Here is a 13,550-nt window from a genome sequence, read left to right on the forward strand (position 1 = left end):
CATCGTTCGCCACGACCTGGCTTTGTGCCGGCGATCGTGCCGTGACATTCGTCCGCTCCGCATAGTCTTCACGTACCAATCCAAAAAGGTCAGGTGATATTATGGCTGTTGTTGTTGATCAGGACTTGGTGGCAGAAAAGAAGTCGGACAAGCTCACGCTGATACCGCTGACTGCGCTCGTGGTCGGCTCTATGATCGGTGGCGGCGTCTTCAATCTTCCCTCCGACATGTCGCGCCACGCTTCGCCGGGGGCGATCGTCATCGGCTGGATTATCACCGGCATCGGCATGCTGATGCTCGCTTTCGTCTATCAGTCGCTCGCCGTGCGGAAGCCGGATCTCAACGCTGGCCCTTACGCCTACGCCAAGGCGGGCTTCGGGGCTTTCGTCGGCTTCAACAGCGCCTGGGGCTATTGGCTCAGCGCCTTCCTCGGCAACGTCGCCTATGCGGTAGCAATTTTCTCCGCCCTGTCCTTCTTTGCGCCGACCTTCGGCGACGGCAACAACCTGATCTCCATCGCCGGCGCCTCGATCTGCCTATGGCTCGTGCACTTTCTCGTGCTCCAGGGCGTGAAGGGCGCTGCCTTCATCAATATCGTCACCACGGCTGCGAAGCTCGTACCTCTGCTGTTGTTCGTGATTATCGCGATCATCGCCTTCAACTGGGACAAGTTCACCTTCAATTTCTGGGGCCAGCCGTCGGGCGCCGAGGGCGATACCGGGCTCGGAAGCATCGTCAACCAGGTCAAGAGCACCATGCTGGTGACGCTCTGGGTGTTCATCGGCATCGAGGGCGCCAGCGTCTATTCCGCACGTGCGGCCAATCGTTCGGATGTTGGCCGGGCAACGGTCATCGGTTTCATCGGTGCCCTCGGCATCTATATTCTGGTGTCGCTGATCTCGACCGGCGTGCTCAGCCAGACCGAGCTTGCGGGGCTCAAGGTCCCATCCATGGCCGGCGTACTCGAACCGCTGATCGGCTATTGGGGTGCGGCAATGATCAACCTCGGCCTGATGGTCTCGGTCGGCGGAGCCTTCCTGTCATGGACGCTGCTCTGTGCGGAAATTCCCTACACATGCGGCAAGGATGGCACGTTCCCACGCTGGTTCGCTAGCGAGAACGCCAACGGTTCGCCCGTCAACGCGCTGTGGGCGACCAACATCCTGATCCAGGTCTTCCTGATCCTCAGCCTCTTCTCGAAGAGCGCCTATCAGTTCTTCTACTTCATCGCTTCGGTCGCCATTCTGCCGCCCTATGTTCTCTCGGGCGGCTACGCGCTGAAGCTTGCCCTGAGCGGAGAAACCTACACCGGTGGAAAGGGACGCAGCCGCGACCTGATCGTCGGCCTTGTTGCCACGCTCTATGGCCTGTGGCTGGTCTATGCCGCCGGTCTCACCTTCCTGCTGATGTGCACGATCCTCTTCGTCCCCGGCATTCTTGTCTACGTCCTGGCGCGGCGGGAGCACGGCGAAAAGGTATTTACCGGCGCCGAAGCCCTGATTGCCGTCGTCATAACCCTGCTTGCAGTGATAGCGGCCTACCTCCTCATTACGGGCAAGATCAGCCCGCTCTGACCGAGTTGGACCAGAAAGTTTTGAACATTCCAGTGACCAGTGGAGGACCTAACCGTGCCTAAATTTGGTGTTCATTCGGAAGTCGGCAAACTCAGGACAGTGATGGTGTGCAGGCCATCGCTCGCTCACGAGCGCCTCACCCCAGGCAATTGCCACGATCTGCTCTTCGACGACGTCATCTGGGTCCACGAAGCCCAGAAGGACCACTATGACTTCGTGCTGAAGATGCAGGAACGGGGCGTCGAAGTTCTGGAGATGCACGACCTGCTGGCCACGACGATGGAAAATCGAGAGGCCCGGGCTTTCGTGCTCGATCGGCGAATTGTTCCCAATGCGCTTGGCATGCAGGTGGTCGATACCGTCCGGCCCTGGCTGGACGAATTACCGGCGAACCAACTCGCCCGCTTTCTCATCGGCGGGATCGCCATCGCCGATCTGCCTGATTCCAAGGCCAAGACAATGTTGCTGGAGGCATTCGGTCCTTCCGAGTTCATCACAGCGCCGATTCCCAACACATTGTTCCAGCGCGACCCGTCCTGCTGGATCTACAATGGGGTCACCGTCAACCCGATGTTCTGGCCGGCGCGCCGCCCGGAGACGCTGATCCAGCGCGCGATCTACAAGTTCCATCCGATGTTCCAGGGGGGCGACTTCAAGATCTGGTGGGGCGACTCCGACGAGCACTTCGCCAGTTCCACCATGGAGGGCGGCGACGTCATGCCGATCGGCAAGGGCAATGTGCTCATCGGCATGGGCGAGCGCACGACCTACCAGGCCGTGAGCCAGGTCGCCAGTTCGTTGTTCAAGAGCAAGGCCGCGGATCGCGTCATCGGCTGCCTGATGCCGAAGAGCCGCGCTGCCATGCATCTCGATACCGTTTTCAGTTTCTGCGACCGCGATCTCGTCACCCTGTTCCGCGACGTTGTCGACCAGATCCGCTGCTACAGCCTTTATCCGACCGGTGACAATGGCGGATTCGAGATCCGGGAAGACAAGAAGCCGATGCTCGAAGTGGTCGCCGAGGCCCTGGGCATTGACAAGCTGCGCACGGTAGGCACTGGCGGCGACGCCTATGAAGCCGAGCGTGAACAGTGGGACGACGGCAACAATGTCGTGGCGCTCGAGCCGGGCGTGGTCGTGGCCTACGACCGCAACACCCACACCAACACGCTGCTGCGCAAGGCGGGCGTCGAGGTGATCACCATCCGTGGCGCGGAACTCGGCCGCGGCCGGGGCGGCGGCCATTGCATGACCTGCCCGATTTCGCGGGATCCAGCTTACTGACGGCAACGAAGCCGAAATATTTGAGATATCAGGAGAACTATCATGAGCCTCAACCTTCGCAATCGTTCGCTGCTGACCGTGCAGGACTACACGCCGCGGGAATTCCGCTTCCTGCTCGACCTCAGCCGAGACCTGAAGCGCGCCAAATATGCCCGGACGGAACAGCAGCACCTCAAGGGCAAGGAAGTGTGCCTGATCTTCGAGAAGACTTCTACCCGCACCCGGTGCGCCTTCGAAGTCGCCTGCTCCGACCAGGGCGCCAATGTCACCTATCTCGATCCAGCCGGCTCGCAGATCGGCCACAAGGAATCGTTCAAGGATACTGCTCGCGTGCTCGGACGCATGTTTGATGCGATCGAATATCGTGGCGCTGCCCAGGGTGGCGTGGAAACGCTGGCGAAATGGGCCGGCGTACCGGTCTATAACGGTCTGACGGACGAGTATCATCCCACCCAGATGCTCGCCGACGTCATGACGATGCGTGAATTCAGCGACAAGCCGGTCGAGCAGATCAAATACGCCTATGTCGGCGATACGAGGTCGAACATGGGCCATTCGCTGCTGATCGTCGGCTGCCTCATGGGCATGGACGTTCGCATCTGCGGTCCGAAATCGCTTTGGCCGGCGGACGACTATATGAAGATTGCAGAAGAGCTGGCAAAAGCATCGGGTGCCCGTCTGACGGTCACGGATGATCCCGCAGCGGCCGTCAAGGATGTCGATTTCATCCACACGGATGTGTGGGTGTCGATGGGAGAGCCGAAGGACGTCTGGAAGGAGCGCATCAAGCTGCTGACGCCCTACCAGGTCAACCCGGCGCTCATGAAGGCCAGCGGCAATCCGCAGGTCAAGTTCATGCACTGCCTGCCGGCGTTCCATGATTCCGAGACCACGCTGGGCAAACAGATAGCCGAAGACTATGGCATGAAGAACGGCCTGGAAGTGACGAATGACGTCTTCGAATCCGAGGCCAATGTCGCGTTCGAGCAGGCCGAAAACCGGCTGCATTCGATCAAGGCCCTGCTCGTCGCCACGCTGGGGGATTGATCATGCGTATCGTCATCGCATTGGGCGGCAACGCGCTGCTGAAACGCGGCGAGCCCATGACGGCGGAGGCCCAGCGCAGGAACATCCGCATTGCCGCGGAAGCGATCGCGCCGATCGCCCAGGAGCATCAGGTGGTGATTACCCATGGCAACGGCCCGCAAGTGGGCCTGCTTGCCCTGCAGGGCGCCGCCTACAAGCCCGACGAGGCCTATCCACTCGACGTGCTAGGTGCCGAGACTGAAGGCATGATCGGCTACATGCTGGAACAGGAACTCGGCAATCTCCTGCCTTTCGAGGTGCCTTTCGCCACGCTCTTGACGATGGTCGAGGTCGATGGCGACGACCCCGGCTTCAAGAATCCAACCAAGTTCGTCGGGCCCGTCTATGAAAAAGCCGATGCGGACCGGCTCGCGGGCGAAAAGGGCTGGGTCTTCAAGCAGGACGGGCAGAAGTGGCGGCGCGTCGTGCCGTCGCCGCTGCCCAAGCGCATCTTCGAGATCAGGCCGGTGCGCTGGATGCTCGAAAAGGGTGCGGTGGTCATTTGCGCCGGCGGCGGCGGCATTCCGACCATGTATGAGAAGGGCGCCGATCGAAAACTCAAGGGTGTCGAGGCCGTCATCGACAAGGACCTCTGCTCCGAACTCCTTGCCCGTGAGTTGGAAGCCGACCTCTACATCATGGCGACCGATGCGGATGCCGTGTTCGTTGACTGGGGTACGCCGAACCAGAAGGCGATCCACAAGACCAGCCCCGAGGCGATCGGCAAATATTCATTCCCCGCCGGCTCGATGGGACCAAAGGTCGATGCTGCCTGCCAGTTCGCCAAGGCAACCGGCAAGGCGGCGGCGATCGGTTCGCTGGCGGACATTCCCCATATCGTCAAGCACGAGCGCGGCACGATCATCAGCTCAAGCTACCAAGACATCAGTTGGCATTGAACATGCCGGCCAGGGGGCCGGGCAGCGGGTGGGAAGATGGTTGAATTGAAGGAACCTGCCGGGACCGTTCGGCCGCCATCACTACTCGACGCCTTGATTCCGAGCCTGGCGCTGATCGGTCTGCTTGCGCTCTCGTATCTGCTCTTTGGCGATGCCGCATCCTCCGGGCCAAACCAGGTCGCGCTTGTGTTCTGCGGCCTGATCGCGGCCGGCATTGCCTACAAGAATGGCATGGATTGGGAGGGCATCCGCCAGTCGGTGGTCGCGGGCATCGCCAAGGGTCTGCCGGCCATCCTCATCCTGCTGGCGGTCGGTGCGCTGATTGGCGCCTGGGCGCTGAGTAGCACGATCGTCTCGATGGTCTATTACGGGATGAAGATTCTGAGCCCCCACTATTTCTACGCCACGACAGCACTGGTCTGCGCCGCGGTCGCCTTCAGCATCGGCAGTTCCTGGACGGTCGCCGGCACGATCGGCATCGGCCTCATGGGCATTGCCGCCAACATGGGCCTGTCGCCGGCGATCACCGCCGGTGCTGTGATCTCCGGTGCCTATTTCGGCGACAAGGCTTCGCCCCTTTCCGATACGGTCAACCTCGCAACTGCGGTGTCCGGTTCGAATATCTATGCCCACATCCGCGAGTCACTCTGGACGTCCGTCCCAGCGCTCCTGCTCTCCTTGATTGGCTTCGGCATGCTGGGCAGTCCAGGCGATTTCGATGCGAGCGCGTTGCTTGCATCCATCGACAGCAAGATACCGGTATCGCTCTGGGCATTTCTGCCGCTGGTGCTGGTTTTGGGCCTGTCCATCCTGCGGGTTTCAGCCGTCGTCGCCATTTTCTCCGGCGCGCTGTTCGGCGCCATCCTGGCCTTGATCAGCGATCCCGCGAGGGTCATCGCATTCGCCGGCGCGCCCGAGCTTCCAAGTGGGCTCGCCATGCTCAAGGGCAGTTGGTCGGCGCTCGCGAACGGCTATGTCGCATCGACCGGCGACAAGGGGCTCGATCAGATTCTGACCCGAGGCGGTATATCGAGCATGATGAACACCGTCTGGCTGATCATCACGGCGCTCGCATTCGGCTCCGTCATGGAACATGCCCGCCTGCTGAACCGGCTGATCGACCCGCTGATCAAGAGCGCGAAGTCCGCCTCGCGCCTGGTGTCAACTGTTGTCGGCACGTCGGTCCTGTCGAACGTCGTGACATCCGACCAGTATATCTCCATCGCGCTGCCCGGACGCCTGTTCGGCCAGGCCTTCGCCCAACGCGGCCTTGCGCCGGTCATGCTGTCGCGCGTCGTCGGGGATTCGGCCACCGTCACCTCGCCGCTCATCCCCTGGAACAGCTGCGGCGCCTACATGGCCGCAGCCCTTGGCGTGAGCACGACGGCCTATTTCGGCTACTGTTTCTTCAACATCCTCAACCCGCTCGTCACGATCGCCTTCACTCTCCTTGGCTGGCGCGTGATCAGGATTGCGCCAACGCCGGATGTGCCAACGCCTCCGGGGATGGCGCCGGACGCCGCCGTCCACTGACCGGAGCCAGCGGCGGTGCCGAAGGGGTGGCGGCGCTGCAGGTGATCGAGCCTCGCGCCAACCCGCCTCGGTGCATTGACGGCTAGCGCCAAGCGAGAAACGTCTTCACAGAAACCCAGTCGCCTCGATGCCGTTTTCGTCCTCGAACTTCTCCCAACTCTCGTCCATGGCTTGGGTGCCGGTGAGCCAGGAAATGCCGAAATGGCCGAAATAGGGGGACAACTGGAGTTCGGCGATGTCCTCGTTGATGCCGGCGATCTGCTGGAGGTAGAGGACGGCAGCGAAGCCGGAGCGGTCGGCACCGCCCTCGCAATGGATGAGCAGCGGCTTGGGCGCATCGCGCATCATCGTCACCAGCTGCTTGGTTTCGTCAAGCGTGAGTTCCTTGAGCGCCGACATCTTGAAGTCGATGTGGCGGACGCCGAGGCGCGTCGTGGCGCCGACCTCATCCTGGTACCACTGGCGATGGCTTTCGCCCCTGAGATTCAGCACGGTCTTGATGTTGTAGCGCTCGATGACCGTAGCAAAGCCGTTGCCAGAGAGCTGGCCGGAGCGGTAGAATTGCCCGGCGATGACCTCATGCACATTGCCGGTGAGATATTGCAGGCCGAGCCAGACGCCGGCTCCCAATACGAGCGCGACGGATATGATAGCGATGCGGCGCAATCGTTTCATCAGGTGGAAGGCTCCATTGTGCGGGCGAGTTAGCGCCGACGGCCCCTGCCAGTCAAATGACAAGACGTCGCGACCTGCCCGCGACCATCAAATGTCGGTGTTCACAGCGAGGTAGCTTTTGCGGATGGACGGCGAGATGACGTGCCAGATCACCTTTGTACCCTTGGCGATGATCCAGCTGTCGCCGGGCTCGTAATGAACCGTCATGCCGGTCGCCTCGTCGGTGAGTGCAAGTTCGCCATCGAGCAGCGTGGCGTGTTCATGGAAGGGATAGGTGACGCGGTACTTGCCTCGGGTCGCAGCATAAAGGCCGCCGGAAACCGGTGTTTCGAACGCACCGAAGGCGAGCTTGCCCGACACCTGCATCGGACCCTCAATGGTCTCCGCGCCGATATCCTCCGGCGTGCCCCAGGCGTCGAGGCCGGCGCGGTCCATATCGAGCTTGAACGGTATCATCATGTCATTCCTCATAGCGGCACGAGGCCGGTGATTTCGCGTTTGAAGGGGAGTTCGTCCTCGGCGAGCGGCGGCTGGTCGAGTTCCTCGGCATAGCGGCGGCCGGCATAGGTGGCGTGGGCGATGGTTGCGGGCGCCAGTGCATCGCCGATTGCGGTGACGCTTTCGATGCCGCTGTCGGCCCATTCGGGTTTTCGCGCCTGCAAATCGAGACAGAGTTCATCATTCGGCAGGCGTGCGGTGACCGGGATGACGCAATCGGCGGCGATCTTTTCCAGCTTGCCGGTGAAGGTGCAGGCGAGCACGGCTTCGCCGGGCGAGATACTTTCCAGCGCCTTGAAGCTGATGATCTTGATGCCTTTTTCCAGCATCCGCTTCTGGATGAAATGCTGCTCCATCGTGTTGCGGGTCCAGGTCGAAGCTTCCGAGGCGGGTGTGGCATAAGTCACGTCAAAACCCTTCTCGGCCATGAGTTCGGCCATGACGCCGCCCATGTAATAATGCTCGTCGTCCCAGATGAGAACCGTCCTGCCAACAGGCATGCGGCCGTCCATCACGTCGCTCGGCGAGAGCACCTGGCTTCTCTCGGCGATCGGCATCGGCAGCGTGTGATAGTGGCCGACGCCATCGGCGCGCCAGGTCGAGCCGGTGGCGATCACCACGCGCGGGATGCCGAAGCTCAACACATCGTCGGCCGTAAGGCGGCTCTCGAAATAGGTTGCGACATTGGGCAACTGGTTGAGCTGCAACTTGCGGTAATCGGCGACGCGGATCCAGGCGGAGAGGCCCGGCAGCTTCGCCTCCTTCAGCACGCGGCCACCGAGTTCGGTGCCGGCTTCGGCGAGCGTCACGTCATAGCCGCGCTTGCCAAGCGTCTGCGCAGCCTCAAGTCCTGCCGGGCCGGAGCCGACGATCAGCACCGGCTTGTCGGTCTTCTTCCGGCGCACCTTCTCCGGGTGCCAGCCCTTGCGCCATTCCTCGGCCATGGTGGGGTTCTGGGTGCAGCGGATCGGCGATTGGGTGAAATCGCCGGAGACGCAGATGTTGCAGCCGATGCATTCGCGGATGTCGTCGAAGCGGCCATCCTCGATCTTCTTGGGCAGGAATGGATCGGCGATCGAGGGCCGTGCGGCACCGATCATGTCGAGAATGCCCTTGTTGACCAGGCTGACCATGCGATCGACCGAGGTATAACGGCCGACGCCGACGACCGGCTTGGAGGTGAGCCGCTTGATGCCCGATATGAACGGCTCCTGTTCGCCCTCCTCGCCGAAGCGTGAGGTGCGGCTGTCGTTTTCCCAGCCGGCCAACGTCACGTCCCAGAGGTCGGGCAGATCGCCCATCAGGCCGATCATGTCCTCGACCTCCTCCTTATAGAGACCGCCCTCACCCAGCAGTTCATCGACCGAAATACGGATCGGCACGGCGCAGGTATCGCCCACCGCCGAAATCGTCTCCTCGGTGATCTCGCGCATCAGGCGAATGCGATTTTCGATCGAACCGCCGTATTCGTCGGTACGCTGGTTGTAGCGGCGCGACAGGAAGTGATGCAGGAAGCCGAGCGCGTGGGCGGCATAGACGTAGATCAGGTCGAAGCCCGCACGCTTCGCACGCCGGACCGCCGCCAGATGCCATTTGCGGACATTCCTGATGTCCTCGGCATCCATGCGACGCGCCTGCACTGGATCGTAGGTGAACGTGGCGACCGGCAGATGCGCCGGTCCCATCGGCACTTCGCGCGTATAGAGGTTGGAGCCGTTCATGCCGTTATAGGCAAGCTCGATGCCGGCGAGGCTGCCGTGTTCATGGATCTTGTCGGCCATGCGCGAGAGCGCCGGGATATCGCGATCGTCCCACAGCCTGAGTTCGATGAAGGGCGTGATCTCGGAGGTGTGATGAAGCTCGACCTGTTCGGTGCAGATCACCGCCCAGCCGCCCTCGGCCTTGACGCCGCGCATATGGGCGAGCGCGGTGGGGTCGCGGTAGCCCATGCCGTTGCAATGCGGCACCTGGTAGAACCGGTTGCGTGCCGTCACGGGCCCGATCTTGACGGGCTCGAACAGCACGTCATAGCGGGCGGGCCGCGCCAGCTTGGTGCCCCATTCCACGAATTCATCCATCGCGTTCCTCCTTCATGCAACGCAACGAGCCATAGCCGCTGCTTCAGATAAAGTAATCTTTGCAGTCGCATTGGTTTGAAGAAACGGAAGCAGACGGTCAAAATGCGATCTCGTCGCGCGTTTCCAACACTCTCGTTCTTGCGCCAAAACTTGAGTGAATCCAATCAACTAAACAATTCCTGCCTCAAGCGCGCGCCGCACCTGCTGCAATGCAGCACATTTTCCGATTGCCATGTTTAGTGATTTGTGTCGATATAAACATATAACTCAACATTCGGGTGGGGAGACCTGGTTTGTCCGAGTTATTGGTCCCACGGGAACGGGGCCGATTCGGGCCGGCATGGGGCCGGTGCCAACTGGGAGGAAATCATGCGTCATTTAGGAAAAGCCATACTCGGAGCCACGACCGCTGCTGTGCTGAGCCTCGGCATTGGACAGAGCGCGCAAGCCGAACAACTCACGCTCTGCTGGGCGGCATGGGACCCGGCCAACGCGCTGGTGGAACTGTCGAAGGACTTCACCGCCAAATCCGGCATCGACATGAAATTCGAATTCGTGCCGTGGACCAACTACGCCGACCGCTTCCTCAACGAACTCAATTCCAAGGGCAAGCTCTGCGACCTGATTATCGGCGACAGCCAGTGGATCGGCGGCTCGGCCGAGAACGGCCACTATGTCAAGCTCAACGACTTCTTCGACAAGGAAGGCATCAAGATGGATGACTTCGTGCCGGCGACGGTCGTGGGTTATTCCGAATGGCCGAAGAACACGCCGAATTACTGGGCGCTGCCCGCCATGGGCGACGTCGTCGGCTGGACCTATCGCAAGGACTGGTTCACCAAGCCGGAACTGCAGAAGGAATTCAAGGAAAAGTACGGCTGGGATCTGGCCGCGCCGACGACTTTCGAGCAGCTCAAGCAGATCGCCGAGTTCTTCCAGAAGCGCGAGGTCGACGGCAAGACCGTCTATGGCGCATCGATCTATACCGAGCGCGGCTCGGAAGGCGTGACAATGGGCACGATGGACGTACTCTACTCGTTCGGCTTCAAGTATGAAAACCCGGACAAGCCCTACGACATGGAAGGCTTCGTGAATTCCGAGAAATCCGTGAAGGGCCTGGAATTCTACAAGGCGCTTTACGATTGCTGCACGCCTCCGGGCGCATCGAACAGCTATATGGGCGAAGGCGTCGATGCCTTCAAATCCGGACAGGTGGCGATGCACATGAACTTCGCCTTCACCTGGCCTGGCCTGCAGAAGGACGAAGCCGTCGGTGGCGACAAGATCGGCTACTTCGCCAACCCCAAGGGACCGGATGGCGAGCAGTTCGCGCAGCTCGGTGGTCAGGGTATCTCGGTCGTCGCCTATTCCGACAAGCAGGAAGCCGCGCTCAAGTACATCAAGTGGTTCGCCCAGCCTGACGTACAGGCCAAGTGGTGGCAGCTCGGCGGCTTCTCATGCCTGAAGGCGGTGGTCGAAGACCCGGGCTTCGTCGCCAGCCAGCCCTATGCCAAGACCTTCCTGGAATCGATGGCGATCGTGAAGGACTTCTGGGCAGAGCCGAGCTACGCTTCGCTGCTGCAGGCTTCGCAGAAGCGCTTCCACGACTATGTCGTTGCCGGCAACGGCACCGCGAAAGAGGCACTCGACGGCCTGGTCAAGGACTGGACTGAAGTGTTCGAAGACGACGGCAAGATCTAACCTTCTCCCCGGAAAGGTCTCGCCGTTACGGCGGCGGGGCCTGACCGGAGCCTGACAATCAAGGCCGGAAGACCGGCACATGAAACCCAAGGAAAATCCGGTGACCGACACCACCTCATCCGCGATGGATAGGGCCGCCGAAGTCTTGGCCCGGAAGACGCCGCTCAAGGCCGCGCACCGCATACGTGGCCTGTCCGACAGGTGGATCGCCTGGGTCTTCATCTCCCCGGCCATCGTGCTGTTGCTGGCGATCAATATCTTTCCGCTGTTCTGGGCGATCTATCTGTCCTTCACCAATTTCCGCGCCAACCGGCCGAACGCGGTCGTCGAAAGCGTGGGCTTGAGAAATTACGAGCGGGTGCTCAACGATCCCGATATCTGGATGGCGATGCAGACCACGGCGCATTTCGTGTTCTGGACCATCGTGCTGCAAACGCTAATCGGCTTCTCTCTTGCCTATCTGATCGACCGCAAGTTCCGGGGACATGCCTTCTGGACGACGATCATCCTGATCCCGATGATGCTGTCGCCCGCGGTGGTGGGAAACTTCTGGCGCTTTCTCTACGAGCCGCAGATCGGCCTCTTCGCCTATGCCGTGTCGTTCGTCTCGGGGCTGCATCCCTCGGATATCCAGATGCTCGGCAATACAAGCCTCGCGCCCTGGTCGATCATCATCGTCGATACCTGGATGTGGACGCCCTATGTGATGCTGATCTGCCTTGCCGGCCTGCGCTCGATCCCGGATTACATCTACGAGGCAGCCGAGGTCGATCGCGCCTCTCCCTGGCGGCAGTTCTGGACGATCACCGTGCCGATGGCGCTGCCCTTCATCATGCTGGCGGTGCTGTTCCGGGGCATCGAGAATTTCAAGATGTTCGACATGGTGACGCTGCTGACCGGTGGCGGACCCGGCTCGACCACCGAGGTCGCCTCGATCACGCTCAAGCGCCAGGCGTTCGAGAGCTGGGCGACCGGCCGGTCCTCCGCCTTCGCCATCGTTCTCTTCGTCGCGGTGTTCGGCCTCGCCAACATCTATGTCAAGGCACTCAACAAGGTGAAGCAGAGATGAGCTCCGGCAACACAGCCCACTCGGTCGTCGAGCCGAGCCAGACCACAAAGTACGTCGCCGGCACGATCGTCATCATCTATGCGCTGATCACGATGGTGCCGCTCGCCTGGATCTTCCTGACCAGCATCAAGTCGCCGCCGGATTCGATTGCCTATCCGCCGCGCATCCTGTTCACGCCGACGCTCGAGGGCTATTGCAACCTGTTCACGACCCGGACGCGGCAGACGCCCGATTACATCGCAGCACTCGGCGCGCCGCAGGGCACCTGCGACACGGTCACCCGCAAGCGCAACATGGTGATTGCCGGGCCGTCGAACTTCCTGCCGCGCTTCGTCAATTCGCTGGTTATCGCCTTCGGTTCGACCTTCCTCGCGGTGTTCCTCGGCACGCTCGCCGCCTACGGCTTCTCGCGCTTCAAGGTGCCGCTGGCCGATGACCTGCTGTTCTTCATCCTGTCCACCCGCATGATGCCGCCGGTGGCGGTGGCGATCCCGATCTATCTCATGTATCGCGAACTCGGCCTGTCCGACACGGCGCTCGGCATGATCCTGCTCTATACGGCGGTCAACGTGTCGCTCGCCGTCTGGCTGCTCAAGGGCTTCATCGACGAAATCCCGCGGGAATACGAGGAAGCAGCGATGATCGACGGCTATACGCGGCTGCAGGCCTTCCGCAAGGTCGTGCTGCCGCAGGCGACAACGGGCATTGCCGCCACCGCGATCTTCTGCCTGATCTTCGCCTGGAACGAATATGCCTTCGCGGCGCTCTTGACCTCTGGCACCGCTCAGACCGCGCCGCCCTTCATCCCGACCATCATCGGCGAAGGCGGGCAGGACTGGCCGGCCGTGGCCTCCGGCACCACGATCTTCCTGATCCCGATCCTGCTCTTCACCATCCTGCTGCGCAAGCAACTGCTGCGCGGGATCACCTTCGGAGCCGTGCGCAAATGAGCATCGACAGCACAAAGCCGGTCAACAAGAAATCGCCCTGGCTGCGCCGCGGCCGGCTGGAGAATATCGCGGTGGCGATGATCGGCGCCGGCTTCCTGATGATGTTCCAGCCATTCGTGATGGCGCTTTATACCTATTCCTTCGTGACGCTGCTGGCAGGCACGGCCATGTTCGTCATCGTCTCGAAGTTTCCGGAGTAGATG

12 protein-coding genes are annotated in these 13,550 nt (G+C 61.3%); 9 read left to right on the forward strand and 3 right to left on the reverse strand.

Annotated features, from left to right (window positions below; genetic code table 11):
* Positions 1-101 precede the first annotated feature (101 nt).
* The 5 genes from arcD to ACSQ26_RS14030 are packed head-to-tail and all read left to right on the forward strand — an operon-like array spanning position 102 to position 6,376.
* A complete protein-coding gene (gene arcD / locus ACSQ26_RS14010) occupies positions 102-1,574 on the forward strand; it encodes an arginine-ornithine antiporter (protein WP_436009729.1) in 1,473 nt (490 codons plus the stop codon).
* Between the two features lie 54 nt (positions 1,575-1,628).
* Positions 1,629-2,858, forward strand: coding sequence for an arginine deiminase (gene arcA, locus ACSQ26_RS14015; protein WP_436009731.1), 1,230 nt, complete (start codon positions 1,629-1,631; stop codon positions 2,856-2,858).
* A 42-nt stretch (positions 2,859-2,900) separates the two neighbouring features.
* Positions 2,901-3,905: an ornithine carbamoyltransferase gene (locus ACSQ26_RS14020; RefSeq protein ID WP_436009733.1), complete on the forward strand. Its 1,005-nt coding sequence runs from the start codon at positions 2,901-2,903 to the stop codon at positions 3,903-3,905.
* 2 nt (positions 3,906-3,907) lie between these two features.
* On the forward strand, positions 3,908-4,843 hold the full coding sequence (gene arcC / locus ACSQ26_RS14025) for a carbamate kinase (protein WP_436009735.1): 936 nt from the start codon (positions 3,908-3,910) through the stop codon (positions 4,841-4,843).
* Positions 4,844-4,879: 36 nt separating this feature from the next.
* Positions 4,880-6,376, forward strand: coding sequence for a Na+/H+ antiporter NhaC family protein (locus ACSQ26_RS14030; protein WP_436009737.1), 1,497 nt, complete (start codon positions 4,880-4,882; stop codon positions 6,374-6,376).
* A gap of 105 nt (positions 6,377-6,481) precedes the next feature.
* On the opposite strand, the gene ACSQ26_RS14035 is transcribed toward ACSQ26_RS14030, so the two are convergent.
* The 3 genes from ACSQ26_RS14035 to ACSQ26_RS14045 all read right to left on the reverse strand — a co-directional run bounded on the left by ACSQ26_RS14035 (position 6,482) and on the right by ACSQ26_RS14045 (position 9,627).
* Positions 6,482-7,051, reverse strand: a complete 570-nt coding sequence (locus ACSQ26_RS14035) for a tyrosine-protein phosphatase (protein WP_436009739.1) — start codon at positions 7,049-7,051, stop codon at positions 6,482-6,484.
* An 87-nt stretch (positions 7,052-7,138) separates the two neighbouring features.
* Positions 7,139-7,510 (reverse strand): cupin domain-containing protein, encoded by a 372-nt coding sequence (locus tag ACSQ26_RS14040; RefSeq protein ID WP_436009741.1) that lies wholly within the window; start codon positions 7,508-7,510, stop codon positions 7,139-7,141.
* Positions 7,511-7,518: 8 nt separating this feature from the next.
* The gene (locus tag ACSQ26_RS14045; protein ID WP_436009743.1) at positions 7,519-9,627 is read right to left on the reverse strand and encodes an FAD-dependent oxidoreductase; all 2,109 of its coding nucleotides are present in this window, start codon (positions 9,625-9,627) and stop codon (positions 7,519-7,521) included.
* Between the two features lie 369 nt (positions 9,628-9,996).
* Here ACSQ26_RS14045 and ACSQ26_RS14050 point away from each other — a divergent pair, with 369 nt between their 5' ends.
* From ACSQ26_RS14050 to ACSQ26_RS14065, 4 genes are all read left to right on the forward strand, one after another.
* Positions 9,997-11,328 (forward strand): ABC transporter substrate-binding protein, encoded by a 1,332-nt coding sequence (locus tag ACSQ26_RS14050; protein ID WP_436009745.1) that lies wholly within the window; start codon positions 9,997-9,999, stop codon positions 11,326-11,328.
* Between the two features lie 124 nt (positions 11,329-11,452).
* The gene (locus ACSQ26_RS14055; RefSeq protein ID WP_436015272.1) at positions 11,453-12,397 is read left to right on the forward strand and encodes a carbohydrate ABC transporter permease; all 945 of its coding nucleotides are present in this window, start codon (positions 11,453-11,455) and stop codon (positions 12,395-12,397) included.
* Positions 12,394-13,347 (forward strand): carbohydrate ABC transporter permease, encoded by a 954-nt coding sequence (locus tag ACSQ26_RS14060; RefSeq protein ID WP_258161309.1) that lies wholly within the window; start codon positions 12,394-12,396, stop codon positions 13,345-13,347. Before ACSQ26_RS14055 ends, ACSQ26_RS14060 begins: the two co-directional genes overlap by 4 nt.
* Positions 13,344-13,547 (forward strand): hypothetical protein, encoded by a 204-nt coding sequence (locus tag ACSQ26_RS14065; protein ID WP_436009748.1) that lies wholly within the window; start codon positions 13,344-13,346, stop codon positions 13,545-13,547. The genes ACSQ26_RS14060 and ACSQ26_RS14065 overlap by 4 nt, the downstream gene beginning before the upstream one ends.
* The last annotated feature ends 3 nt before the right edge of the window (positions 13,548-13,550 follow it).

Source organism: Rhizobium sp. LjRoot254, from assembly GCF_964254105.1.
In the GTDB taxonomy this organism is placed as follows: Bacteria; Pseudomonadota; Alphaproteobacteria; order Rhizobiales; family Rhizobiaceae; genus Rhizobium_E.

What these genes read in the sequence shown, in the direction of transcription:
- arcD (WP_436009729.1), top strand. Translation starts at nt 102, where the DNA reads ATGGCTGTTGTTGTTGATCAGGACTTGGTGGCAGAAAAGAAGTCGGAC.
- ACSQ26_RS14020 (WP_436009733.1), top strand. Translation starts at nt 2,901, where the DNA reads ATGAGCCTCAACCTTCGCAATCGTTCGCTGCTGACCGTGCAGGACTAC.
- arcC (WP_436009735.1), top strand. Translation starts at nt 3,908, where the DNA reads ATGCGTATCGTCATCGCATTGGGCGGCAACGCGCTGCTGAAACGCGGC.
- ACSQ26_RS14030 (WP_436009737.1), top strand. Translation starts at nt 4,880, where the DNA reads ATGGTTGAATTGAAGGAACCTGCCGGGACCGTTCGGCCGCCATCACTA.
- ACSQ26_RS14035 (WP_436009739.1), bottom strand. Translation starts at nt 7,051, where the DNA reads ATGAAACGATTGCGCCGCATCGCTATCATATCCGTCGCGCTCGTATTG.
- ACSQ26_RS14040 (WP_436009741.1), bottom strand. Translation starts at nt 7,510, where the DNA reads ATGATGATACCGTTCAAGCTCGATATGGACCGCGCCGGCCTCGACGCC.
- ACSQ26_RS14045 (WP_436009743.1), bottom strand. Translation starts at nt 9,627, where the DNA reads ATGGATGAATTCGTGGAATGGGGCACCAAGCTGGCGCGGCCCGCCCGC.
- ACSQ26_RS14050 (WP_436009745.1), top strand. Translation starts at nt 9,997, where the DNA reads ATGCGTCATTTAGGAAAAGCCATACTCGGAGCCACGACCGCTGCTGTG.
- ACSQ26_RS14055 (WP_436015272.1), top strand. Translation starts at nt 11,453, where the DNA reads ATGGATAGGGCCGCCGAAGTCTTGGCCCGGAAGACGCCGCTCAAGGCC.
- ACSQ26_RS14060 (WP_258161309.1), top strand. Translation starts at nt 12,394, where the DNA reads ATGAGCTCCGGCAACACAGCCCACTCGGTCGTCGAGCCGAGCCAGACC.
- ACSQ26_RS14065 (WP_436009748.1), top strand. Translation starts at nt 13,344, where the DNA reads ATGAGCATCGACAGCACAAAGCCGGTCAACAAGAAATCGCCCTGGCTG.